The organism is Pseudomonas sp. GW821-FHT09E04 (genome assembly GCF_059416185.1).
The window spans coordinates 146,263-168,960 of the sequence record NZ_JBWKOR010000008.1 but is presented as its reverse complement, the minus strand read 5'-3'; the positions used below and the strand labels follow the sequence as shown (position 1 = coordinate 168,960).

The 22,698-nt window shown below is 59.4% G+C and carries 20 protein-coding genes; 8 read left to right on the top strand and 12 right to left on the bottom strand.

Features of this window, described 5'->3' with window-relative positions:
- Nucleotides 1–66: 66 nt before the first annotated feature.
- Complete coding sequence (locus AC07N4_RS26340; RefSeq protein WP_096821052.1) at nucleotides 67–1,104, top strand: patatin-like phospholipase family protein; 1,038 nt, start codon at nucleotides 67–69, stop codon at nucleotides 1,102–1,104.
- Here AC07N4_RS26340 and AC07N4_RS26335 read toward each other — a convergent pair.
- From AC07N4_RS26335 to kdpF, 6 genes are read right to left on the bottom strand one after another with little or no spacing between them, the layout of a single operon-like run.
- Nucleotides 1,101–1,799, bottom strand: coding sequence for a response regulator (locus tag AC07N4_RS26335; protein ID WP_102620456.1), 699 nt, complete (start codon nucleotides 1,797–1,799; stop codon nucleotides 1,101–1,103). The genes AC07N4_RS26340 and AC07N4_RS26335 overlap by 4 nt on opposite strands.
- Nucleotides 1,800–1,847: 48 nt before the next feature.
- The gene (locus tag AC07N4_RS26330) at nucleotides 1,848–4,499 is read right to left on the bottom strand and encodes a DUF4118 domain-containing protein (protein WP_493066385.1); all 2,652 of its coding nucleotides are present in this window, start codon (nucleotides 4,497–4,499) and stop codon (nucleotides 1,848–1,850) included.
- 28 nt (nucleotides 4,500–4,527) lie between these two features.
- A complete protein-coding gene (gene kdpC / locus AC07N4_RS26325) occupies nucleotides 4,528–5,073 on the bottom strand; it encodes a potassium-transporting ATPase subunit KdpC (RefSeq protein WP_493066384.1) in 546 nt (181 codons plus the stop codon).
- A 57-nt stretch (nucleotides 5,074–5,130) separates the two neighbouring features.
- Nucleotides 5,131–7,197 (bottom strand): potassium-transporting ATPase subunit KdpB, encoded by a 2,067-nt coding sequence (kdpB, locus tag AC07N4_RS26320; protein ID WP_096821048.1) that lies wholly within the window; start codon nucleotides 7,195–7,197, stop codon nucleotides 5,131–5,133.
- A gap of 10 nt (nucleotides 7,198–7,207) precedes the next feature.
- Entirely contained in the window at nucleotides 7,208–8,902 is a 1,695-nt protein-coding gene (kdpA, locus tag AC07N4_RS26315; RefSeq protein WP_102620458.1) for a potassium-transporting ATPase subunit KdpA, read from the bottom strand.
- An 8-nt stretch (nucleotides 8,903–8,910) separates the two neighbouring features.
- Complete coding sequence (kdpF, locus tag AC07N4_RS26310; RefSeq protein ID WP_007899818.1) at nucleotides 8,911–9,000, bottom strand: K(+)-transporting ATPase subunit F; 90 nt, start codon at nucleotides 8,998–9,000, stop codon at nucleotides 8,911–8,913.
- Nucleotides 9,001–9,303: 303 nt separating this feature from the next.
- Here kdpF and eat point away from each other — a divergent pair, with 303 nt between their 5' ends.
- Nucleotides 9,304–10,668 (top strand): ethanolamine permease, encoded by a 1,365-nt coding sequence (gene eat / locus AC07N4_RS26305; RefSeq protein ID WP_102620459.1) that lies wholly within the window; start codon nucleotides 9,304–9,306, stop codon nucleotides 10,666–10,668.
- Nucleotides 10,669–10,798: 130 nt separating this feature from the next.
- Nucleotides 10,799–10,966: a DUF2897 family protein gene (locus tag AC07N4_RS26300; protein WP_102620460.1), complete on the top strand. Its 168-nt coding sequence runs from the start codon at nucleotides 10,799–10,801 to the stop codon at nucleotides 10,964–10,966.
- A gap of 46 nt (nucleotides 10,967–11,012) precedes the next feature.
- Here the strand turns inward: AC07N4_RS26300 and AC07N4_RS26295 are convergent, their stop codons facing one another.
- Nucleotides 11,013–11,864 (bottom strand): urea carboxylase-associated family protein, encoded by an 852-nt coding sequence (locus tag AC07N4_RS26295; RefSeq protein WP_096821044.1) that lies wholly within the window; start codon nucleotides 11,862–11,864, stop codon nucleotides 11,013–11,015.
- Nucleotides 11,865–12,039: 175 nt separating this feature from the next.
- Here AC07N4_RS26295 and AC07N4_RS26290 point away from each other — a divergent pair, with 175 nt between their 5' ends.
- The gene (locus AC07N4_RS26290; protein WP_102620461.1) at nucleotides 12,040–12,597 is read left to right on the top strand and encodes a TetR/AcrR family transcriptional regulator; all 558 of its coding nucleotides are present in this window, start codon (nucleotides 12,040–12,042) and stop codon (nucleotides 12,595–12,597) included.
- Here the strand turns inward: AC07N4_RS26290 and fabF are convergent.
- The 5 genes from fabF to AC07N4_RS26265 form a co-directional block, all read right to left on the bottom strand.
- On the bottom strand, nucleotides 12,594–13,868 hold the full coding sequence (gene fabF / locus AC07N4_RS26285; protein WP_102620462.1) for a beta-ketoacyl-ACP synthase II: 1,275 nt from the start codon (nucleotides 13,866–13,868) through the stop codon (nucleotides 12,594–12,596). The two genes, AC07N4_RS26290 and fabF, sit on opposite strands and share 4 nt — an antisense overlap.
- A 32-nt stretch (nucleotides 13,869–13,900) precedes the next feature.
- Nucleotides 13,901–14,695, bottom strand: coding sequence for an SDR family NAD(P)-dependent oxidoreductase (locus AC07N4_RS26280; protein ID WP_102620463.1), 795 nt, complete (start codon nucleotides 14,693–14,695; stop codon nucleotides 13,901–13,903).
- Nucleotides 14,696–14,912: 217 nt separating this feature from the next.
- Nucleotides 14,913–15,248, bottom strand: coding sequence for a ComEA family DNA-binding protein (locus AC07N4_RS26275; protein ID WP_493066383.1), 336 nt, complete (start codon nucleotides 15,246–15,248; stop codon nucleotides 14,913–14,915).
- Between the two features lie 110 nt (nucleotides 15,249–15,358).
- Complete coding sequence (locus AC07N4_RS26270; protein ID WP_102620465.1) at nucleotides 15,359–17,353, bottom strand: polysaccharide biosynthesis protein; 1,995 nt, start codon at nucleotides 17,351–17,353, stop codon at nucleotides 15,359–15,361.
- An 88-nt stretch (nucleotides 17,354–17,441) separates the two neighbouring features.
- Nucleotides 17,442–18,470 carry an MraY family glycosyltransferase gene (locus AC07N4_RS26265; protein ID WP_102620466.1) on the bottom strand — a complete coding sequence of 343 codons (1,029 nt, stop codon included), beginning with the start codon at nucleotides 18,468–18,470 and terminating at the stop codon, nucleotides 17,442–17,444.
- Nucleotides 18,471–19,200: 730 nt separating this feature from the next.
- Here AC07N4_RS26265 and AC07N4_RS26260 point away from each other — a divergent pair.
- From AC07N4_RS26260 to AC07N4_RS26245, 4 genes are read left to right on the top strand one after another with little or no spacing between them, the layout of a single operon-like run.
- Entirely contained in the window at nucleotides 19,201–19,980 is a 780-nt protein-coding gene (locus AC07N4_RS26260) for an ABC transporter permease (RefSeq protein ID WP_102620467.1), read from the top strand.
- Nucleotides 19,981–19,985: 5 nt separating this feature from the next.
- Nucleotides 19,986–20,729 (top strand): ABC transporter ATP-binding protein, encoded by a 744-nt coding sequence (locus AC07N4_RS26255; protein ID WP_173861324.1) that lies wholly within the window; start codon nucleotides 19,986–19,988, stop codon nucleotides 20,727–20,729.
- Nucleotides 20,730–20,733: 4 nt separating this feature from the next.
- Nucleotides 20,734–21,870, top strand: a complete 1,137-nt coding sequence (locus AC07N4_RS26250) for a DegT/DnrJ/EryC1/StrS family aminotransferase (RefSeq protein WP_102620469.1) — start codon at nucleotides 20,734–20,736, stop codon at nucleotides 21,868–21,870.
- 2 nt (nucleotides 21,871–21,872) lie between these two features.
- Nucleotides 21,873–22,694, top strand: coding sequence for an NAD-dependent epimerase/dehydratase family protein (locus AC07N4_RS26245; protein WP_493066382.1), 822 nt, complete (start codon nucleotides 21,873–21,875; stop codon nucleotides 22,692–22,694).
- Nucleotides 22,695–22,698: the final 4 nt, after the last annotated feature.

Genomic DNA, 22,698 nt, shown 5'->3' with positions numbered 1-22,698 from the left:
CGACCGTGACGATTGTAGCCCGGCCCTCGATGGGTGCATTGTGGAAACCTGTCGGGAGGAAGTCTGATGAAAAAGCGTGTCGCACTGGTGCTGGGCTCCGGTGGCGCCCGGGGCTATGCCCATATCGGGGTCATCGAAGAGATTGAACGGCGTGGTTACGACATCGCCTGTATTGCCGGTTGTTCGATGGGCGCCGTGGTCGGCGGGATCTACGCCGCCGGCAAACTCGACGAATACCGCAACTGGATCGAAAGCCTGGATTATCTCGATGTGCTGCGTCTGGTGGACGTGAGTTTCCGACTCGGCGCGATCCGTGGCGAAAAGGTCTTCGGCCAGATCCGCAAGATCGTCGGCGAGATCAACATCGAAGACCTGCGCATCCCCTACACGGCGGTGGCCGCCGACCTCACCAATCAACAGGAAATCTGGTTTCAGGAAGGTTGCCTGCATCAGGCGATGCGTGCCTCGGCGGCGATTCCCAGCCTGTTCACGCCCGTCATGCAAGGCAACCGGATGCTGGTGGACGGCGGGATTCTCAACCCGTTGCCGATCGTGCCGGTGGTGTCGAGCCACTGCGATCTGATCATCGCGGTCAACCTCAACTCGACCAACCAGCGTCATTACAAATTGCCGGTGATACAGCGTCCCGCGGCGTTTCGCACACGCTTCGACAGCCTGATCAGTTCGCTGGGATCGAAGATGCCGTTCCGCCGCAAACAGGCCGAGCAATTGCTGTTGCTGGAACAGGAAGCGCTGCGCGCCGAAGCGGCGGAAATCAATCCGTGGGTCGAAGGCGCCGAGCCTGAAACCCAGCAACCGGCCGCAGCCCCCGAACGCGACGGCGCCCCGAAATCCGCCACCGGTTCGTTCATCATCGATAACGTCGGGCCGGCGTCATTGCTGGACTTGATCAACCAGAGTTTCGAGGTGATGCAGACCTCGCTGGCGCAGTACAAGATCGCCGGGTATCCGCCGGACATCCTGATCAACGTGCCGAAGCGGGTCTGCCGGTTCTTCGAGTTCTATAAGGCGCCGGAGCTGATCGCATTGGGCCGCGAGATCGCCCGGGACACCCTCGACCGCTACGAGAGTGAACAGAACTAAAGGCTGTTCTCGTTCAACAACCGATAACCAACGCCGGCCTCGGTCACGATGAATCGTGGCCGGGTCGGATCGTCCGCCAGTTTCTGCCGCAGGTGTCCGACCACGATCCGCAAATAGTGACTGTCCTCGGTATGGGTCGGGCCCCAGATGTCCTTGAGCAATTGCTGCTGGGTGATCACCCGTCCCGGATGCCGCGCCAGTTGCGCCAGCACGGCGTATTCCTTGCGGGTCAGGGCGACTTCGACGCCGTCGAGCAGCACCCGGCGATAGGCCAGGTCCACCGTCAGCGGGCCAAACACCAACGCCGCTTGCTGCGCTTCTCCGGCCGGCGCCTGGCGCAACAACGCGCGGACCCGGGCGAGAAACTCCTGAATGCCGAAGGGTTTGGTCACGTAATCATTGGCGCCGCCATCCAGCGCCTGGACCTTCTGCCCTTCGCTGGCGCGCACCGAGAGCACCAGCACCGGCGCCGTAGCCCACTCGCGAAACTCGCGCAAAACTTGTTGGCCGTCCATGTCCGGCAGGCCGAGGTCGAGCACCAACAGGTCAGGTTTGTTCAGCGCAGCCTGGGCCAGGCCCTCGGCACCGGTGCCGGCCTCCAGCACTTTGTAGCCTTGGGAAACGAGGCTGATGCGCAGGAACTTGCGGATCTGCGGTTCATCATCGATGACCAAAATGGTCGCGGTCTGAGTCATGAGTTCACATCAACACAAAAGAGTGGCAAGAGAGTAGCGCAGCGCGGATCAGGCTTCACCGTCCATCCCCGGTTGCGCCTGCAAAGGCAGGTGCAGGGTGATGCAGGTGCCGTGTCCGTCGATACCGTCGCCGACACTGATCCGCCCGCCATGGGCACCGACCATGCCCTGACAGATCGCCAGCCCCAGGCCGGTTCCCTGCCCGCCACGATCACCCCGGGCGGCGGTGTAGAACATGTCGAAAATCTTCGCCCGCTCATCGACCGGAATCCCCGGCCCTTCATCGCTGACCGAGAAAAACACTTCGCTGTCATCCGCCCCGGCACGCAATTGCAGACGGCCGTGGGACGGCGAAAACCGCGCGGCGTTCTCCAGCACATTCACCAGCGCCTGCTCGATCAACGCGGCATGGACGAACAGCAGCGGCAACTCGGCCGGCACATCCGTGCTCACTTGCAACGATGACAGCACCGCCCGCAGACGATTGAGCGCACTGCCGACGATGTCCGCTGGCGACACCCAGTCCCGCGCCAGTTTCAGGGCACCGTGACCGAGGCGAGTCATGTCCAGCAGGTTCTGAATGTAACGGTCGAGACGCTCGGCTTCATCGCGAGTGCCTTCGAGCAACTCGCGGCGATCCTCCAGCGGGATCGCTTCGCCGAGCGCCAGCAGGCTGTCGATACTGCCGCGCATTGACGTCAGCGGCGTGCGCAGATCGTGTGACACCGAGGCCAGCAAGGCGCTGCGCAGCTGTTCGGTTTCGCCGTGCAGGCGCGCGGCTTCCAGGTCATCGGCCAGTTGCGCCCGGGCCAGTGCCTGGGCCAGCGGCTGGCTCAGCGCGGTCAACAAGCGGCGGCGTTGCCCACTCAATGTCTGGCCTTCTTTGGCACACACACCGAGCAGCGCCAGCGGCCCGTCCTCCACCGACAGCGGCCACCACCACCAGCGACCGAACGGCAAGGTGCCGGTGCCCATGCCCGCCGGTTGATCGTGTTGCCAGGCCCAGTCGGCGGCGGCGCGTTCCGCTTCGGTGAATTGCAACGGCCCGCCGGTCTCGACTTTCCAGCCGCCCTGGCCATCACGATTGAGCAGGCACAATTGCAGATCGCTCCAGCCATTGAGGTGCTGGGCGGCGGCGCTGACCACGGCCTGACGGTCGGTGGCGGCAGTGAGTTTGCGCGACAGGTCGAGCAACTCGGTGGTCTCTTCCTGGGTATCGCGCAACGCCTGCAATTGCCGACGCTGACGCGCCGCCAGGTTACCGGTGAGCGCCGCCATCAGCAGGAAGAACAGCAAGGTCAGTACGTCTTCTTCACGCTGGATAGCGAAGGAAAAATTCGGCGGGATGAACAGAAAGTCATAGGTCAGAAACGACAGTGCCGCACAGGCCAGCGACGGCCCAAGGCTGCTGCGCACCGCCACCAGCAATACTGCGGCGAGGAACACCAGCGAGATGTTCGGCAACGGCAATACGCTGGACACCGCCCACGCCAGCGCACTGGCCAGAATGGTCGCCACCAGCGCCAGCGCATAGTCGAACCACACCAGAGCCGGCGCCGGCCGCAGGCGTGCCGAATGTTGTTTGTGATCGCTGTCCAGCACGTTGATTTCCAGACCGTGGGACTGACGCAACAAACGCGCCGCCAGACCACCGCCAAACAAACGCCGACGCAAACTCGGCCGCGACTGGCCGACCAGCACCAGACTTGCCCGGCGCTCGGTGGCGTGCTGGATCAAGGTCTTCGCCACTTCGCCGGCCCGCAACAACACCACTTCGCCGCCAAGCCGCTCGGCCAGTTGCTGGGCGCTTTGCAGGCGCAGGCGTGTTTGTTCATCGCGCACGCTGCCGTTATCGACGTGCACCAGACTCCACGGCAAATGCCGACGCTGGGCGACCCGACTGGCATGACGCACCAGCCGTTCGGCATCGGCATTGCCGTCGACCCCGACCAGCAAACGTCCGCGCACCGCCGGCGCAGCCTGGCCAAGCTGGCGATAGCCCTGGGCAAGATCGTTATCGACCTGCGCCGCGGCGGTCTGCATCGCCAGTTCACGCAGTGCGGTGAGGTTGGTCTGGGTGAAAAACGCATCGATCGCGGCCCGTGCCTGCTCCGGCACATAGACCTTGCCCTCGCGCAAGCGCTCGAGCAGCTCCCGAGGCGGCAGGTCGATCAGCAGCAGTTCGTAGGCTTCCTGCAACACCCAGTCCGGCAGGGTTTCGCGCACCTGCACACCGGTGATGCCGCGCACCTGATCGTTGAGGCTTTCCAGGTGCTGGACGTTGACCGTGGTGTAGACGTCGATGCCGGCGGCGAGCAATTCCTGAATGTCCTGCCAGCGTTTGGCGTGACGGCTGCCGGGGGCGTTGCTGTGGGCCAGTTCATCGACCAGCACCAGTTTCGGTTTTGCTGCGAGCAGACCGTCGAGGTCCATTTCCTCCAGCGTCACGCCACGGTATTCCGAACGCACAAGCGGCAGTTGCGGCAAGCCGCCGAGCAGCGCTTCGGTTTCGGCGCGGCCGTGGGTTTCGACCACGCCGGCGATGACTTTCACGCCCTGACGCAACTGGCTGTGAGCCGCCTGCAACATCGCGTAGGTCTTGCCCACGCCCGGCGCGGCGCCGAGAAAAACCTTGAGCCGGCCACGGCCGTCGCGGGGCAGGTCTGCTAACAGCGCATCGGCGCGGCCGGAGTCACTCATGCTTGAAGGTCTCTTCCTGATTGATTCATTACAACTTTTCCAGCGCCATGTTCAGCGCCAGCACATTCACCACCGGCGGGCCCACCAGCGGCTGTTCGATGTGTGCGTCCAGCAACTGCTGCAGAGTCGCCACCGGCACATTGCGCGCTGCCGCAACACGCGCCAGTTGATAGGCAATCGCGGCCGGTGGCAAGTGCGGATCGAGACCGCTGCCGGACGTGGTCAACAGCGCCAATGGCACCGGGCCCTGACCGGGCACCTGCAACTTGTTGGCGTCATCGATCACCCGGGTGGCCAACGCCGGATTGCTCGGCGCCAGGTTACTCGCGCTGCTCGAAACAGTGGCAAAGGCACCGGCTGATGGACGCGGATGGAACCAGGCATCGCCGACAAAATCCTGAGCGATCAGTGATGAGCCGCGTACCTTGCCTTCGGCGTCGTGCACCAGACTGCCGCTGGCCTGCTCGGGGAAGGCGACTTGCGCGACGCCAGTCACCACCAGTGGATAGGCAACGCCGGTGACCAGGGTCATCAGCACCAGCAGGCTCAGGGCCGGACGGATCATTGTGGACATTTCAGACTCCTCGAATTCGTGCTTGAAGCGGTGTGCCCGGCACACCGCTGTTCAGGTTCAAACCAGATGCAACGCCGTCAACAGCATGTCGATCGCCTTGATCCCCACGAACGGCACCAGAATCCCGCCCAGGCCATAGATCAGCAGGTTGCGTCGCAACAGCGCCGCCGCACTCGCGGCCTGCACCCGCACGCCGCGCAGGGCCAGCGGAATCAGCACGACGATGATCAGGGCGTTAAAGACGATGGCCGACAGGATCGCGCTCTGCGGACTGCTCAGGTGCATGATGTTCAGCACGCCCAGTTGCGGGTAGATCGCAGCGAATAGCGCCGGCAGGATCGCGAAGTACTTGGCCACGTCGTTGGCGATGGAAAAGGTCGTCAGCGCGCCACGGGTCACCAGCAATTCCTTGCCGATCTGCACCACGTCCAGCAGCTTGGTCGGATCGCTGTCGAGGTCGACCATGTTGGCCGCTTCGCGCGCCGCCTGAGTGCCGTCGTTCATCGCCATGCCGACGTCAGCCTGGGCCAGCGCCGGGGCATCGTTGGCGCCGTCGCCGCACATCGCGACCAGGCGACCGTCGTTCTGCTCGTGACGGATGCGTGCCAGTTTTTTCTCCGGTGTCGCTTCGGCCAGCACGTCGTCGACGCCTGCTTCAGCGGCAATCGCGGCAGCGGTCAGCGGGTTGTCGCCGGTGACCATCACCGTGCGAATCCCCAGCTTGCGCAGCTCGGCGAAACGCTCGCGGATACCTGGCTTGACCACGTCTTTCAGATGAATCGCACCGAGCAGTTTGCCGTCGGCGCAGACCAGCAACGGCGTGCCACCGCTCTGGGCGATCTTGTCGATTTCACGGGACAGGCTCGGGGCCAGATCCGAACGTTGTTGACCGATAAACCCCAGCAACGAATCCACTGCACCTTTGCGGAATACGCGGCCCTGATAGTCGACACCGGACAAGCGGGTTTCCGCGCTGAACGGCACGGCGGTCAATACCTCCAGCGCAGGTTCCGCTTGCGGATGCAGGCCACGCAGGTACTCGACGATGGACTTGCCTTCGGCGGTTTCATCGGCGAGCGAAGCAAACAGCGCGCCTTCGGCCAGCTCGCGGCCGCTTACGCCGGGAGCGGCATACACCGCGCTGCAACGACGGTTGCCGAAGGTGATGGTGCCGGTCTTGTCCAGCAGCAACACGTGCACGTCACCCGCCGCTTCCACTGCACGACCGGACTTGGCAATCACGTTCAGGCGCACCAGACGATCCATCCCGGCGATACCGATCGCCGACAGCAGACCGCCGATGGTGGTCGGAATCAGCGTGACCAACAGCGCCACCAGGAACACCAGCGGCAGGCTGCCATTGGCAAAGTGGGCGAACGGTTGCAGGGTCACGACCACCAGCAGGAAGATCAGGGTCAGGCCGATCAGCAGGATGTCCAGCGCCACTTCGTTCGGGGTCTTCTGGCGTTTGGCGCCTTCGACCAGCGCGATCATGCGATCCAGAGTCGACTCACCAGGGTTAGCGGTGATTTTCACCATCAGCCAGTCAGACACCAGACGCGTGTTGCCGGTGACGGCGGAACGGTCGCCACCGGACTCGCGGATCACTGGCGCCGATTCACCGGTAATCGCGGCTTCGTTGACCGCCGCGATGCCTTCGATGACCTCGCCGTCACCGGGGATCATTTCCCCGGCCTCGACGCGCACCACATCGCCCTTGCGCAGGCTGGCGGCCGGCACTACCTGGAAGCTGCCGTTGGCCAGTTTGCGACGGGCGCTCAGGCCTTCGCTGCCAGCCTTGAGGCTGTCGGCGCGGGCCTTGCCACGACCTTCGGCCAGCGCTTCGGCGAAGTTGGCGAACAGCACGGTGAACCACAGCCACAGGGCAATTTGCGCCGCGACGAAGGTCGGCACGACGTTGTCCGGAATGAAGCACAACACGGTAGTGAAGATCGCCGTCAGTTCGACCACCAGCATCACTGGCGAGCGCACCAGTTGGCGCGGGTCGAGCTTGACGAACGCTTGCACCAGCGCCGGACGCCACAGGGCGCTGATCGCGGTTTTGGGCGCTTCTGCCGACTTGGCAGCTACCGCAGGTTTTGAAGCTGGAACATGCATATTCATGATGGATTCCTTAGAAGCCCATGCTCAGGTGTTCGGCAATCGGGCCGAGCGCCAGGGTCGGCAAGAAGGTCAGGCCGCCCACCAGCAAAATGGTCACGGTCAACAGGGTCACGAACAGCGGGCCGTGGGTCGGGAAGCTGTTCTGGCCGATCGGTGCGGTTTTCTTCATCGCCAGGCTGCCGGCCAGGGCCAGTACCGGGAGGATGTAACCGAAGCGACCGATCAACATGCCCAGACCCAGCATCAGGTTATGGAACGGTGTGTTGGCACTCAGGCCACCGAACGCCGAACCGTTGTTGGCGCTGGCCGAGGTGTAGGCGTACAGCAACTGGCTGAAACCATGGGGGCCAGGGTTGCTGATGGTCGCCGCCGGGCCAGGCAGTGCAGCGGCAATCGCGCCCAGCACCAGCACGCCGACCGGCATCACCAGCAAGGTCACGACCAGCAATTGCACTTCGCGGGCCTGGAGTTTCTTGCCGAGGTATTCCGGGGTGCGGCCGATCATCAGGCCGGCGAGGAATACCGCGATCAGCACGTTCAGCAACATGCCGTAGAGCCCGGCACCGACACCGCCGAAGATCACCTCGCCGACCATCATGTTGACCAGCGCGACCATGCCGCTAAGCGGGTTGAGGCTGTCATGCATGCCGTTGACCGAACCGTTCGAGGCCGCGGTGGTGGTCACCGACCACAGCACGGTGGCGGTGGTGCCGAAGCGCGATTCCTTGCCTTCCAGCGGCGCGGTCTGTTCGACGGCCACGTTGTTCAGCGCAGGGTTCGGCTGATACTCGGCCCACAGCGAAGTGGCGCCGCCGATCAGGAACAGCGCGAGCATGCAACCGATGATGGCGCGGCTCTGACGCAGGTCCTTCACGTAATGGCCGAAGGTGAACACCAGCGCGACCGGGATCAGGATGATCGAGGTGACTTCAAACAGGTTGCTCCACGCGGTCGGGTTCTCGAACGGATGCGCCGAGTTGACGCCGAAGAAACCACCGCCGTTGGTGCCCAGTTGCTTGATTGCAATCTGGCTGGCCGCCGGGCCGAGCGGGATCACTTGATCGACGCCTTGCATCGTCACCGCATTCACATATTGCGCGAAGGTCTGCGGGACGCCCTGCCACACCAGGTACAGCGCCAGCAGCAGGCACAGCGGCAGCAGGCCGTAGAGAGTGGCGCGAGTCATGTCGACCCAGAAGTTACCGAGGGTCTTGGTGGACTTGCGACCGATGCCACGGCACAACGCAACCAGTACCGCGAGGCCGGTGGCGGCGCTGACGAAGTTCTGCACGGTGAGGCCGACCATCTGGCTCAGGTAGCTGAGGGTCGCTTCACCGCTGTAGGACTGCCAGTTGGTGTTGGTCATGAAACTGACGGCGGTGTTGAACGCTTGCGTCCACTCCTGGCCCGGCAGGTTTTGCGGGTTCAGCGGCAAGTGATCCTGGAACAACAGGATCGCGAACAGCAGCAGGAAACCCGCCAGGTTGAACGCCAGCAGCGCCAGCGTGTACTTCTGCCAGCTCTGTTCGTCCTGCGGATTGACCCCGGCCACGCGATAACAGCCGCGCTCGACCGGGCCGAGAATCGGCGTCAGCCAGGTGCGCTGACCTTCCATTACCTTGTAGTAGAAGCGCCCGAGGAACGGCGCCGGCAGCAACACCAACGCGAAAAACGCGAGGATCTGCCAATAGTCATAACTGTGCATAGCCGCTCCTAGTTCCGGTCCGCGCGCAACAGCGCAACCAACAGATAAATGAACAGCCCCACTGCCAGCAGCAGGGACACCCCGTCCAGAACGCTCATGGAAGATCTCCGTGTTACGGCGTATTGCCGCGTGTGGAGGCATTGTCGGAAAGGAGGCTGTAAAGGAACGAGACCGAGGGTGCGTGCGGGACATAAAGAAAGCGTAAAGAGTGGGTTTATGCCTTCTTTACGACGGCATCTGGTGGGCGGTGCACCTGACTGGCGCACAGAAATGTGCGCTATCGAGTGGCGAACATCCCCGATACGACAGCTTTCAACGCATTACGACCCGCCAATACAAAATGGCACGTCCACTGCACACGCCCTCCCCCGAGCTTTCCAAACCGTTCAGGGAGCAAAGGCATGAATACACAACTCAAACCCACGCTGGGCACGTTGCATCTGTGGGGTATCGCGGTGGGGCTGGTGATTTCCGGGGAGTACTTCGGCTGGAGTTACGGCTGGGGCGTCGCGGGGACACTGGGTTTTCTGGTGACGTCATTCATGGTCGCGACCATGTACACCTGCTTCATTTTCAGCTTCACCGAACTGACCACGGCGATTCCTCACGCGGGCGGGCCGTTCGCCTACAGTCGCCGGGCGTTCGGTGAAAAAGGCGGATTGATCGCAGGCCTGGCGACGCTGATCGAATTCGTCTTCGCCCCGCCCGCGATTGCGTTGGCAATCGGTGCCTATCTGAACGTGCAGTTTCCGGCCCTCGATCCGAAACACGCAGCGGTCGGCGCTTACATCGTCTTCATGGGGCTGAACATCCTCGGTGTGAAACTGGCAGCGACCTTCGAGTTGATCGTCTGCGTGCTGGCCGTCGCCGAGTTGCTGGTGTTCATGGGCGTGGTTGCACCGGCCTTCAGCTTCAGCAACTTCGCGCTCAATGGCTGGGCCGGCTCGGACGTTTTCGGCGCACCGGCAATTGCCGGGATGTTCGCGGCGATTCCGTTTGCGATCTGGTTCTTTCTTGCCATCGAAGGCGCGGCCATGGCCGCCGAAGAAGCCAAGGATCCGAAACGCACGATTCCCAAGGCCTACATCAGCGGCATCCTGACATTGGTGCTGCTGGCGATGGGCGTGATGTTCTTTGCCGGCGGCGTCGGCGACTGGCGCACCCTGTCGAACATCAACGATCCGTTGCCGCAGGCGATGAAAGCAGTGGTCGGCGACAATTCCGGCTGGTTGCACATGTTGGTGTGGATCGGCCTGTTCGGTCTGGTGGCGAGTTTCCACGGGATCATTCTTGGTTACTCGCGGCAGTTTTTCGCCCTCGCCCGCGCCGGTTACCTGCCTGCCTCGCTGGCGAAGCTGTCGCGTTTCCAGACGCCGCACCGGGCGATCATCGCCGGCGGAATCATCGGCATTGCCGCCATTTACAGCGACGGTCTGATCAACCTCGGCGGCATGACCCTCACCGCCGCAATGATCACCATGGCCGTGTTCGGCGCCATCGTGATGTACATCATGAGCATGCTCAGTCTGTTCAAGCTGCGCAAAACCGAACCGAATCTGGAGCGCACGTTTCGCGCGCCGTGCTACCCGCTGATCCCGTTCATCGCGCTGGTGCTGGCGGTGGTGTGCCTGGTGGCGATGGCCTGGTTCAACGCACTGATCGGGCTGATCTTCCTCGGTTTCATGGCGGTCGGATTCGGCTATTTCCTGCTCACTGGCCAGTTGCGCGCGAACGCGCCGGCCGATGCGATGCTGACCGGTCAATAGAAGCTGTGCGGGTGTACCGGGCATAACCGGCCTAGAATGGAACCACTGCGATTTTCCATCGCTCAAACGTGGTAAGCAGCATCGCCCGGCGAAATCCTCGCCCGGCGACCTGCCATTAAGGAGAGCCGCTATGCCCTGGTATGCCTGGTTGATTCTGGTCGTTGCAATCGGCTCGATCGTGGGGGGTCTGATGATGCTGCGTGACACCGCCAACAAGGTCGAACTGACCGAGGAACAACGTCAACGCGTCGCGCAACGCAATGCCGAAGCGGACGTCAAGGACGCGCAGGACCGCTGAACGAAAAACCCCGCCTGAATCGGCGGGGTTTGTTTTTCTATTGCGGTTACTTTTCCCAGTCAGCCTTGGCAATGTGCAAGCCATGCAGGCCTTTGTACGCCGCACGTTCTGGCTGGCTCCAGCCTTCGAGCAGCGAATCCTCCAGCCGATAGATTTCCACACCCAGCGGACGGCACACACTCAACGGATCCTGCGCATCCGGCCCCCACATCGCCAGCGACAGATCACCGCCAGGACAGGTCGATAACGCACACAGCAAGTCGATTTCCGCAAAGAACTCCAGATAGTCACCCTTCTGCGCCGGACAGGCTTTCATGAAGTACAGGTCATCGTGGTTAAGGCCCGTGCACTGGAAGATATTGAGCACGTCATGCACGTCGAACTCGGTCAGACCGTGCGGTAGCACGGCGCGGGTCAGGTTGGAGTGGCAGTGATGATGAAAGTCTTCGCCGGTGAGCATTTTGTTCACATAGGGATCGCAGCGCGTACCGAGCAAATCGTGCAGGCGCCCGCCGTGCTCGTCGATGCCATAACCGGCCAGGCTGTCATCGGTGATGGTGACCATTGGCCGCAGAAAAGGCAGGTTCGACCAGAGGCGATCGTGGGTGCTGACATGGGCGCCCTGCAGTTGACGGGTCCGGGCCGCCCACATCCGTTCGCGCGGGTCGTGGGCATTCCACACATTGAAGTCGCCCACCTGCGGCCCCACCGGTGTGGTGACACGAAACACATGCCCCGCCGGAACATGCCAGGCGCGGCCGGTGCGGATCGGCACTTCGAATTGCTCGATCAGGGTCCGCGCAGCCTTCTGGTCGCGAATCCGCTCATAAAACGGCGCATTGACCTGCAAGGCCGAGCCTTTACTGACTTGATAGGCGGCCGGATAGTCTTTGTACATGGTTCTCCTGCTCCTTCGGTGATGGCAACTTTGTGAGCTGCAACCACTATCCGTGCCAACCGTTGATGGCTGTTACGAACATGTTGGATTCATCGGCAGGCTTTTTAGAAGTAGAAGTACAGTCACCATTCAATTCTCATTGGTTAAGATGGTGCTCTTGTTGCGGAGAGTTTAAATGCGTTACTCGCAAGATCATAAAGCCCAGACCCATCAGCGCATCATCAAGGAAGCGTCCGAACGGTTTCGCAAGGACGGCATCAGCGCGACCGGACTGCAACCGTTGATGAAAGCGCTGGGCCTGACCCACGGCGGCTTTTATTCGCATTTCAAATCCAAGGACGACCTGGTCGAAAAAGCCCTGCAAGCCGCCGGCGATCAGGTCGCAGGCTTGTGCGAGGAACTGTTCGCCCAGGAAAAACCGCTGGAAGCCTTCATCGATACGTACCTGTCCGAGTGGCACCAGACCTCGCCTCATGAAGGCTGCCCGCTGCTGACCATTTCTTCGGAACTGGGATTGCGCGGCCAACCGAGCCCGACCAGCGACGCCGTGCTGAAAGCGCGTCTGGATCAGATCCAGAACACCCTCGAAGGCGAGGACGCGGCCGAACGCAGCATCGTCATCATGGCCACACTGGCGGGCGCGCTCCTGCTCTCACGCAGCGTCGCGGATGCCGGGCTTGCCCAACAGATCCTCGACGTCACCCGCGAACACCTCAAGCGCTCCGAAGACTAATCCCGCCAACGCTTGAACAACACGCTCGCATTGACCCCACCGAATCCGAACCCGTTGGACAGCGCGTACTCGATCGGCATCGACCGCGCCTGACCGTGGACAATGTCCACGCCTTCGCTGGCCGGATCGGGATTGTCCAGGTTGAGGGTCGGCGGAACGACCTGGTCGCGGATAGCCAGCAGCGTGAAGATCGCCTCAAGGCCGCCGGCAGCACCCAGCAAATGCCCGGTGGCGGACTTGGTCGAGGTCACGGCGATTTTGTTCTGCGTTCCAAACACCGACTTGATTGCAGCCAGTTCACCCAGGTCGCCAACCGGCGTCGAGGTCGCATGCGCATTCAGATGCTGCACCTGATCCGGCGCGATACCGGCCTGAGCCAGCGCCAACGTCATGGCTCGTCGAGCTCCGCTGCCGTCTTCCGGTCCAGCAGTCAGGTGATAGGCGTCGGCGCTGGTGCCGTAGCCGACCAGTTCAGCCAGTGGCCTGGCACCACGGGCCAATGCGTGATCCAGCGATTCGATCACCAGCAGCCCTGCGCCTTCACCCATCACAAAACCGTCCCGGCCACTGTCGAACGGCCGCGAGGCTCGTTCGGGTGTTTCGTTGTAGCCGCTGGACAACGCCCGCGCCGCTGCGAAACCGGCAAGACTGACTCGATCGATAGACGCTTCTGCACCACCGCACACCGCAATATCGGCCTCACCGGCGCGAATCAGCCGAGCGGCGTCACCGATCGCCTGGACACCCGCGGCACACGCGGTGACCGGTGCACCAATCGGACCTTTGAGCCCATGCTGAATCGAGACATGGCCTGCCGCGAGGTTGACCAGAAACGATGGAATGGTGAACGGTGACAAACGCCGTGGCCCACGACTGTCGGTGGTACGCACGGCATCGGCAATCGCACCGAAGCCACCGACACCCGAACCGATGATGGTGGCCGTGCGTTCCTGAGCATTGGCGTCCGAAGGTTGCCATCCAGCTTGCTCCAGCGCCTGACGGGCAGCCTCCATGGCGAACAGAATGAAACGGTCCATCTTCTTCTGTTCTTTGGGCGGCGTCGCCCGATCCGGATCGAAACCGGCTTCGGCGTCTTCTTCCGTCGTCGGCACCACACCACCGACCCGGGCCGGCAGATCGGCAACCACCGCTTCCGGCAACTGGCGCAAGCCCGAGCGCCCGGCAAGCAGACGCTGCCAGACGACTTCGACACCACTGCCCAAGGGCGATACCAGGCCCATACCCGTGACAACTATTCGACGCTGATCCATATCGGGTTGACCTCTCACGACTCTTAAGTTTTTTACTTGTAACGGCTGGCCGCCGAACTGTGGGACAGGTTGGGCGCCATCACATGACGTGCGGCAACGAAGGCTTGCCACTCTGCGGCATCGGGCAGCGAAGGAATGGTGACGAGCTCACCCTGATCCAGCCCCGACAGCGCGGCATCCACCATCTCGCCCGCCTCCATGACCATCTCCGCCGGAATACCGCTGGCATCAAAACCGGAACGTTCCCAGATTTCAGTGCGGGTCACACCCGGCAATACCGCTTGCACCTTGACCCCGGTGCCTTCGAGCTCCGTATTGAGCGACTGAGTGAGGCTCAACACGTAGGCCTTGCTGGCACTGTAGGTGGCATTGAAACGTTCGGGGAACAAGGCGACCACTGACGCGATATTGATGATCGTGCCGCGCCCGGCCTTGGTAAACGCAGCGGCTGCGGCGGCTGCCAATCGGGTCAGTGTGGTGACGTTCAATTGAATCAGTTGTTCCAGCACCTCGGGATCGGCATTGGCCAGCAATCCATTGACCGCCACCCCTGCATTGTTCACCAGCAGGCTGATGCTGGAATCGCTGCGCAGGCGCTGCTCAAGCTTGAGCACTTCGTCCTTTTGCGTCAGATCAGCCTTCAATACTTCGACCTGGACACCGTGAGCGTCCCGCAGCCTGCCCGCAGCAGACTCCAGGCGCTCCTGATCGCGAGCCACCAGCAACAGATCAAAACCACGCGCCGCCAACCGCTCGGCATACACCGCACCAATGCCGGAAGACGCGCCCGTGACAAGCGCCGTACCTTGGGATTTCGGGGAATTCATGACGATACTCCTGGAATGCGTGAGGAATGAGCAGCCTCTGAAAGCAGGAAAGCTTCCGGGGAGGGCGAAATTATTATAGGCATAATCTCATCGCAATATGATAGCCATAATTTTACATGTTCCGACGAAAAGGCCCTCAGCCCTCTTCACAGTCCTTCAGAACCGGAAAGCAAAAAGGGCCGGTCAATGACCGGCCCCTTGGCGTTGAACAATCAGCTTAGTTCACTTCCAGTTTGTCGCGATTGCGATCCAGGATCGCTTTGCCGATGCCTTTCACTTCCAGCAACTCATCGACGGATGCAAACGGCCCGTTTGTTTCACGATATGCAACAATTGCCTTGGCCTTGGCCTCTCCAACACCCGCCAGCTCCTTTTGAAGGGTGGCTGCATCGGCCCCGTTGAGATCGACTTTGTGGACGTCGGAAGTGGCTGACGAATCCATCACCATTGGGACCTTGTTCGCATCGGACGGCGCCACAGGCGCAGCGATGGCGGCAATCGAGGCACTGGTCAGCAGGGCAAAAATCAGGGAGTAGAAATAACCGGTACGCATATGTGACGCTCCATCATCAATTGAGAAAGCAGCTTTTCCGAAGCTGCTCCTCAAAGTTAGGCGATGATCGGGACAAGTCAAAAATGCGTCCGTTACAGGATGTGAAACAATCAGGGCTCGAGGCGGCGTTGCTGGTGGATCCAGTCGACAATCTCGCCGTCCGGCGTGTAGCCGCTGACCGTTTCGCGCAGAAGCTGGCGGACGCGGGAGTAGTCATCCGCTTCGACAGCCGCGAGCAGTTCACTCAGCCGGGACTTCAGAACGTCCCAGGGCAAGTGGTCCTCATTGGCCGTCATGATCATCGGATGCGGCGTGGCGGCAACATTGTCGCCGATCAGCAATTCTTCGTAGAGCTTTTCACCCGGGCGCAAACCTGTGAACTCGATGGAAATGTCGCCCTGAGGATTGCGCTCGGAACGAATACTCAAACCCGACAGGTGAATCATTTTCTCGGCGAGTTCGACAATCCTGACCGGCTCGCCCATATCCAGCACGAACACATCACCGCCCTGCCCCATGGAACCTGCCTGGATCACCAGTTGTGCCGCCTCCGGGATCGTCATGAAGTAGCGGGTGATCTTCGGATGAGTCACGGTCAGCGGCCCGCCGGACTTGATCTGGCTGTGAAACAGCGGGATCACGGAACCGGACGAACCCAGCACGTTGCCAAAACGCACCATGGTGAAGCGGGTCTTGTTGACACGGGAAACATTGGCCTTGTCGCCGAACAGCACCGGAGCCACTTCCCGACTCAGAGCCTGGAGGGTCAACTCTGCCAGACGCTTGGTACTGCCCATGACGTTGGTCGGGCGAACAGCCTTGTCGGTCGAGATCAGTACAAAGTTCGAAACACCGGACTGCAACGCCGCTTGCGCCGTGTTGAGCGTACCGATCACGTTGTTCAACACACCCTCGGCAATGTTGTGTTCAACCATCGGTACATGCTTGTAGGCCGCCGCGTGGTAAACGGTGTCGACCTTCCAGGTTTTCATTACGTCGAGCAACTTTTCCGGCTGACGGATCGAACCGAGGATGGGCAGCAACCGCACCCGCACCGCCTCCCGGCATCCCCGTTGCTCAAGTTCGGACAGAATGCTGTAAAGATTGAATTCGCTGTGTTCGAACAGCAACAGGGTGGTCGGCCCCAACACAAAGATTTGCCGGCACAACTCCGAACCGATCGATCCACCCGCCCCGGTGACCATCACGGTCTTGCCCCGGATGCAGCGCTCGAGCAGGTCCGGCTGAGCCGGCACCGAGTCACGCCCCAGCAGGTCGGCGATATCGACCTCCTGGATATCCTCGACCTTGACCCGGCCACTGGCCAGATCCGTGAAATTGGGCACGCTGCGCACATGAAGGGGGAAACCCTCCAGCAGATTGAGGATTTCCCTGCGACGCGCCCGAGTCGATGAAGGCAGCGCCAGGAGAATTTCCTGCGCCCCGGTGACATCGATCATCTGTTGAATGTGTTTTGGCTTGTAGACCTGCAGACCCGAGATAGACCGGTCGGCAATACTGGAATCATCGTCGATGAACGCGACAGGACGCATGACCCGCCCCATGCGCAATGCCGCGACAAGCTGGTTGCCCGCGACACCCGCCCCGTAGATCGCCACTTTGGTCAGGCCATCATCCCGGCTGGCGAACGGTACATGTTGCGCTGCGGTGAACCAGTCACCCATGAAGTACTGGCGCATGCACAGGCGCAGCCCACCGATGATCACAAGGCTCAGCCACCAGTAGTTGAAAATGATCGAGCGCGGGACGACAGCTTCATGATTGCTGTACCAGAAAACCACAAGTGCCAGGATCAAGGCAGAAAGGCTGACGGCCTTGATGATCGCAATCAGCGCATCGTTGCCGAAATAGCGCATCACGGCACGGTACATACCGAATCGTATGAAAAGAGGAACGGCGATGACGGGAGCGCAAGCGAATAGCCAGAAATGAATGCGCAGCGGGTTGTACATATCGTCAATCCCGAGACGAACGATGAACGCCAGCCACAAAGCCATCCAGACCAGAAAAATGTCCGTAGCGACCTGGATGAGGCGCTTCTGCCGCCTCGGTAACCCCAACAAAAACGCTCGTATCTTATCCATAAACCTCAACCGGATGGCCCTTTCCCTGACGACGATGTGTTGGCATTTTACGGGAATTCATGACGGCCGGACCCAAATGTATTGTGCGCTACGCTGTAGGGACGGGACGCTCCAGCTCACCCGCGCGATACTTGATGGCAATCAGTAACAGGGGCACATAGGCAATCGTCAGAGCCGCTGCACCATCGACATCAAGATACACAACCGAAAAAGCCACGGGCAGCAACCAGAATACATTGATCAACAAGACCCCAAGCGTCACCGGGAGATGCTTGCCGTAGAGGCGAGAGGCGTACTGGTAAGCATGACTTCGATGAGCCTCATAAACTTTGTCCCCCCGCACCAATCGGCGCAACAGCGTAAATGTCGCATCAACGATGAAAACGCCCAGCAGAATGTTCCAGACCCAGAACCACCTGGAGTCAACACTAGCAGCCGCCAGCGAAATACCACCCAGAATGATGCCAAGGAACCCGCTGCCTGCATCGCCCATGAAAATTCTGGCGGGCGGAAAGTTCCAGATCAGAAAACCTGCGACCGCCAGGGATAACAATAGCGGAACCCAGATCAACACCGGCTGACCATCAAGCGCGTACAGCAGGCATGCCCCTGCGCAGGCGCTGATCGCCTCGACGCTGGCAATGCCATCGATACCGTCCATGAAGTTGTAGAGGTTGAGCATCCACACCAGATAGATCGCCGCAATGACGGCACCGCTCCAGCCCAGATGAACGGTCAGCCCGAACAGCTTGATCGTCTCGAAACCGTTGAGCCAGAAAACCATCCAGGCTGCCGCACAGAAATGCCCGGCAAGCCGCCAGCGAGCGGCAATGTGGCCGTGATCATCCATAAACCCGATAACCGCTATGACGACTCCCGCCGCCGCCATCCCGAGAAAGGTGGCAAGGCTTGTCAGCGATTGTCCATAGAGAACGCAAAGCCCCAGAAGAAACACGATCACAATCGAAACGCCGCCGCCCCTCGGCGTCGCAACCGAGTGCGAACTGCGGGCATTGGGAATATCCATCAGACTGCGTGCGAGCGCATATTGGCGCAAAAGGGCCGTGAGCACGAACGATGCGACACCCGCGCCAATAAAAAACCACCAGAAACTCATACTCGACCGGGCTCCGAAAAAGTCGGCTAATTTGATACAACACTGCGCTCGGACAACCCCAGGAGAATGCTCTGTCAGGCTTCAACCTGATCTTGCCGGAGTACTCTCTTCCTTTGGAAGGTGACCGCAACAGCGCAGGTGTTATTGATCAGTGCCACCGGCACATGATTGCCTTTCGTGAACGGTCAGCCGCTCCTTCAACGACAGCCAAGGATAATGCCCCCTCGAGAGAACCTCCACACCTTCACATCAAGCACATCGAACCTGGCTGCTGCGCAAGACAAGTCCACAGAGCACCTGCCCGAATACACACGGACCACCCATTGACCGTACACCGGCCAAACCTGGCCAATCGCTCGCACAGCGTGGCTTTCACCGCTCGTCGCCCCTCGCCTAAATGGGTGGCTGGCTTCATTCGACCGATGCATGCTGGTATGCTGTCGCGCGGTCCAGGCAGGCTGATTCGGAATTCCGAAAGAAATGGAGGTGCAAGCATGTGTAAAGCCGAAAAAGCGATTATCAGCGAACGGCTGAAACAATCAAACTCAACTGCATCATGCACCACGCTTTCGGAGCATGATTATTTTGCGGACATGGATATGTTTTCCTGATACCCGGGCAACGTTCAACACAACGGTATCAGTAAAACACTTGGCAGGCCGTCCACATGCAAGGGCGACCTCTTTTTGAGAAACATGCAATCTGGCCTTTCGCCTCGGAATAAAACATTGTGTTCAGCATTTTTTTTAAAGAGCTATTCCAATACAAATTAGTGCTCAAGCAGTTGATTTGGCAACAGTTGACAATGCGTTACAGAAGAACCGCCCTCGGTTTTTTCTGGACATTGTTAAACCCGCTACTGACCATGGTCGTGACCTCTATCGTATTCTCGATGATCATGAGATGGCCACTCAAGACGTTTGCAATCTTTCTGTTCTCGGGACTCGTACCCTTCACGCTATTCTCGAACTGCCTGGCCCAAGGCATGCAGGCATTGCTGAACAACGAGTCATTAATCAAGAAAATCCACATACCGAAACAGATTTTCGTCATTTCCACCTCGATAAGCCTGCTGGTCGACGCTATTTTCAGCACGATCTGCCTGTTCATCATCGCCCTTGCCATCGGCGCTCCTTTTACTGCTTCGCTCTTTATCCTGCCAATAAACTTCCTGTTGCTGTTCGCCTTTGCAGTAGGCCTGGGACTGGCATTGAGCATCGCGACCGTTTCGTTCCGTGACCTGCCCAACATCGTGGGCGTGGTGCTGCAAGCCCTTTACTATCTGACGCCGATCATCTACCCGCTCTCTTTCGTTCCGGAGACCTACAGATGGATCTTTGCGTTGAACCCGTTGACCCTGTTCATCGAAATCTTCCGACTGCCTATCTATGAAGGCTCCCTCGCCGGACCCGATGTTTATGCAAAGGTTGTGACACTGGCAATTCTCAGCTTGCTTTTTGGTATGTACATATTCAAAAAGCATGATCGATACATAGTATTCAAGTTGTGATCGATATGAACTCAAGTATCTCGATAAAAGATCTAAATCTAAACTTCCGCCTGTACCATGATAAAGGTCAGTCGCTGAAGGAATTTTTTGCTGGGCTGCTGAAGCGCCACAACAAAAGCAAATACACGGAATTCCGCGCACTGAAAAACCTCAATCTCGAGATCGTTCATGGCGACCGGATCGGGATTGTGGGTCACAACGGAGCAGGAAAAAGTACGCTGCTGAAAGCCATTTGCGGCATTTACTGCGCGACAGAGGGATCTGTAACGGTCAATGGCCGAATTGCCCCTCTGCTGGAAATTGGAGCAGGCTTCAACGTTGAGCTGAGCGGCCGTGAGAACATCTACCTCAACGGCGCGATTCTCGGCTACAGCAAGTCCATGCTCAAAAAGATCGAACCCGAAATCATTGAATTCACGGGTTTGGCCGAGTTCATTGACACCCCTGTGAAGTACTACTCCACAGGGATGTACATGCGCCTGGCTTTTGCTATCGCCACCGCCGTTCATCCAGACATTCTTATTCTCGATGAACTTTTTGCCGGTGGTGATGCAGAATTCATCGATAAGGCACTGGCACGCATGCATGATTTCATTGATAGCTCTAGCATCATGGTATTCGTATCCCATCAGCCCGACTTGCTGCGCAAGCTGTGCAATAGAGTTATCTGGATCGATCACGGCAGCATCGTCGAAGATGGTGAGCCAGATGTCGTTATTAACAAATATTTGAATAATCACGCGGGGTGATACTGTGGCAACGCAACTTTTTGTTCCAAACTTCCGAGTCGACGAATGCCTTGAAGGCATCCGCGAATGCCTGGAAAAAGGCTGGACCGGTCTGGGCTTCAAGACAGTCGAAATGGAAGAGGCCTGGAAAGCCTACACAGGCCTGCCGCATGCGCACTTCCTGAGCTCCAACACGGTTGGTCTGCACCTGGCATTCCACATGATGAAGACGAAGTATGGCTGGGGCGACGATGCCGAAGTCATCACTACGGCGCTGACCTTCGTATCGACCAACCACGCGATCATCCAAGCCGAACTCACCCCGGTTTTCGCTGATGTCGACCAATACCTCTGCCTTGACCCGGTCGATGTAGAGCGCAAGATCACCGACAAGACCAAGGCGATCATCTTCGTCGGCCTGGGCGGTAACGTCGGCCAGTACGAAAAAGTGCTCAAGCTGTGCAAGGATCGCGACATCAAGGTCGTTCTGGACGCCGCTCACATGGCGGGTACCCGTGTTGACGGCAAGCACGTTGGCCACGACGCAGACGTCACCGTATTCAGCTTCCAGGCCGTAAAAAACCTGGCAACCGCCGACTCCGGGATGATCTGCTTCCGCGACAAGGAAGACGACGAACGTGCACGCAAGCTGGCATGGCTCGGGATCAACAAGGACACATTTGCACGCACCGCCAGTCAGGGTGCCTACAAATGGAAGTACGACGTGGAAGAGCTGGGTTTCAAATATCACGGCAACTCCATCATGGCCGCCATCGGCCTGGTCTCGCTGAAGTACCTTGACCGCGACAACGCCTATCGCCGCCAACTGGCCGACTGGTACCTGGAAGCCCTGGAAGGCGAAACACTGATCGAGCCGGTTCTGGTTTCGCCAGGCTGCGAATCGTCCCGCCACCTGTTCCAGGTTCGTGTTGCAAAACGCGATGAAGTACTGATGGCCATGAATGAGCACGAGATCTACCCAGGCGTGCACTATCGCGACAACACCGAATACCGCTTGTACAGCTCGGGCGCCGGCAAATGCCCTGCCGCACACAAGGCCAGCAATGAGCTGATCTCTCTGCCGATGCACATGGGCGTTACCAAGAATGACGTAGAGTTCATCGTAGAGACTCTGAAGAAAGTAGTCAGAACGGGTCTCTGACCATGAATCTCCGATGCAAATATTCAGCCGGTTACCGCATTGCGGTAACCGGATCAACCGGATATGTCGGAAGCAAATTTCTGGAGTCTTTCGAGACTCCAGATTTTGTTGAGACTGACTTTACTCAACTTCCAGCTGGCTCATTGATTGTTCATCTTGCGGCAAACATGAACAATACAAGCAGCGCACTTTCTGAAAACACCCTTATCGACACGCTGGTACTGGAACAGGTCAACGAAAAACATCGTGGCTTGATCTACGCTTCCACCAACAACGTCTACCCCTACGCCTTGAACTGCCGCACTGGCGATAAGCTGCGCTGCAACGATTACTACTCTGCCTCCAAGGTTTTCGGCGAAAAACTGTTCGAAGATCTGATCAGAGTCCCCTTTGTCTCGGTAAGAATTGCCGATGTCTTTGGCGTAGGCCAGAAACACGGAAACTTCTTCAAGGCGATCGAGCAAGGCATCCGCCAGAAGAGCAGTCTCGCTCAGTACGGTGCAGGCCTCAAAAGACGCACGTATGTCCACATCACTGAACTGGTCCAATTACTGAAATGGATTGCGACAGACGGATTTGATCTGGCATCGACAACACGCGTTCTGAACACTGGCTACCCGGACTCTGCCAGCATTGCTGAAATCGTGGCGCTGGCAGCCGAAATGACCGGGCTGGAAGTCATCAACAAACACATAGAAAATGATCTGTCGGCTTTTGATGTCAGAACCATGCAGCCGACAATCCTGCCAGGCTATGCCCCTCAGTGGAACTCTTTCAAAAGTGCTTTCGCTGGCTATGTCGAAGAAATCAATTTACAGGTTTAACATA

Excerpts from the sequence above, each read along its gene's own strand:
- AC07N4_RS26275 (WP_493066383.1), bottom strand. The coding sequence starts at position 15,248 with ATGCGTACCGGTTATTTCTACTCCCTGATTTTTGCCCTGCTGACCAGT.
- AC07N4_RS26340 (WP_096821052.1), top strand. The coding sequence starts at position 67 with ATGAAAAAGCGTGTCGCACTGGTGCTGGGCTCCGGTGGCGCCCGGGGC.
- kdpF (WP_007899818.1), bottom strand. The coding sequence starts at position 9,000 with ATGAGCGTTCTGGACGGGGTGTCCCTGCTGCTGGCAGTGGGGCTGTTC.
- AC07N4_RS26295 (WP_096821044.1), bottom strand. The coding sequence starts at position 11,864 with ATGTACAAAGACTATCCGGCCGCCTATCAAGTCAGTAAAGGCTCGGCC.
- fabF (WP_102620462.1), bottom strand. The coding sequence starts at position 13,868 with ATGGATCAGCGTCGAATAGTTGTCACGGGTATGGGCCTGGTATCGCCC.
- AC07N4_RS26270 (WP_102620465.1), bottom strand. The coding sequence starts at position 17,353 with ATGGATAAGATACGAGCGTTTTTGTTGGGGTTACCGAGGCGGCAGAAG.
- AC07N4_RS26300 (WP_102620460.1), top strand. The coding sequence starts at position 10,799 with ATGCCCTGGTATGCCTGGTTGATTCTGGTCGTTGCAATCGGCTCGATC.
- kdpC (WP_493066384.1), bottom strand. The coding sequence starts at position 5,073 with ATGTCCACAATGATCCGTCCGGCCCTGAGCCTGCTGGTGCTGATGACC.
- AC07N4_RS26265 (WP_102620466.1), bottom strand. The coding sequence starts at position 18,470 with ATGAGTTTCTGGTGGTTTTTTATTGGCGCGGGTGTCGCATCGTTCGTG.
- AC07N4_RS26255 (WP_173861324.1), top strand. The coding sequence starts at position 19,986 with ATGAACTCAAGTATCTCGATAAAAGATCTAAATCTAAACTTCCGCCTG.
- kdpB (WP_096821048.1), bottom strand. The coding sequence starts at position 7,197 with ATGAATATGCATGTTCCAGCTTCAAAACCTGCGGTAGCTGCCAAGTCG.
- AC07N4_RS26245 (WP_493066382.1), top strand. The coding sequence starts at position 21,873 with ATGAATCTCCGATGCAAATATTCAGCCGGTTACCGCATTGCGGTAACC.
- AC07N4_RS26280 (WP_102620463.1), bottom strand. The coding sequence starts at position 14,695 with ATGAATTCCCCGAAATCCCAAGGTACGGCGCTTGTCACGGGCGCGTCT.
- AC07N4_RS26335 (WP_102620456.1), bottom strand. The coding sequence starts at position 1,799 with ATGACTCAGACCGCGACCATTTTGGTCATCGATGATGAACCGCAGATC.
- kdpA (WP_102620458.1), bottom strand. The coding sequence starts at position 8,902 with ATGCACAGTTATGACTATTGGCAGATCCTCGCGTTTTTCGCGTTGGTG.
- eat (WP_102620459.1), top strand. The coding sequence starts at position 9,304 with ATGAATACACAACTCAAACCCACGCTGGGCACGTTGCATCTGTGGGGT.
- AC07N4_RS26330 (WP_493066385.1), bottom strand. The coding sequence starts at position 4,499 with ATGAGTGACTCCGGCCGCGCCGATGCGCTGTTAGCAGACCTGCCCCGC.
- AC07N4_RS26290 (WP_102620461.1), top strand. The coding sequence starts at position 12,040 with ATGCGTTACTCGCAAGATCATAAAGCCCAGACCCATCAGCGCATCATC.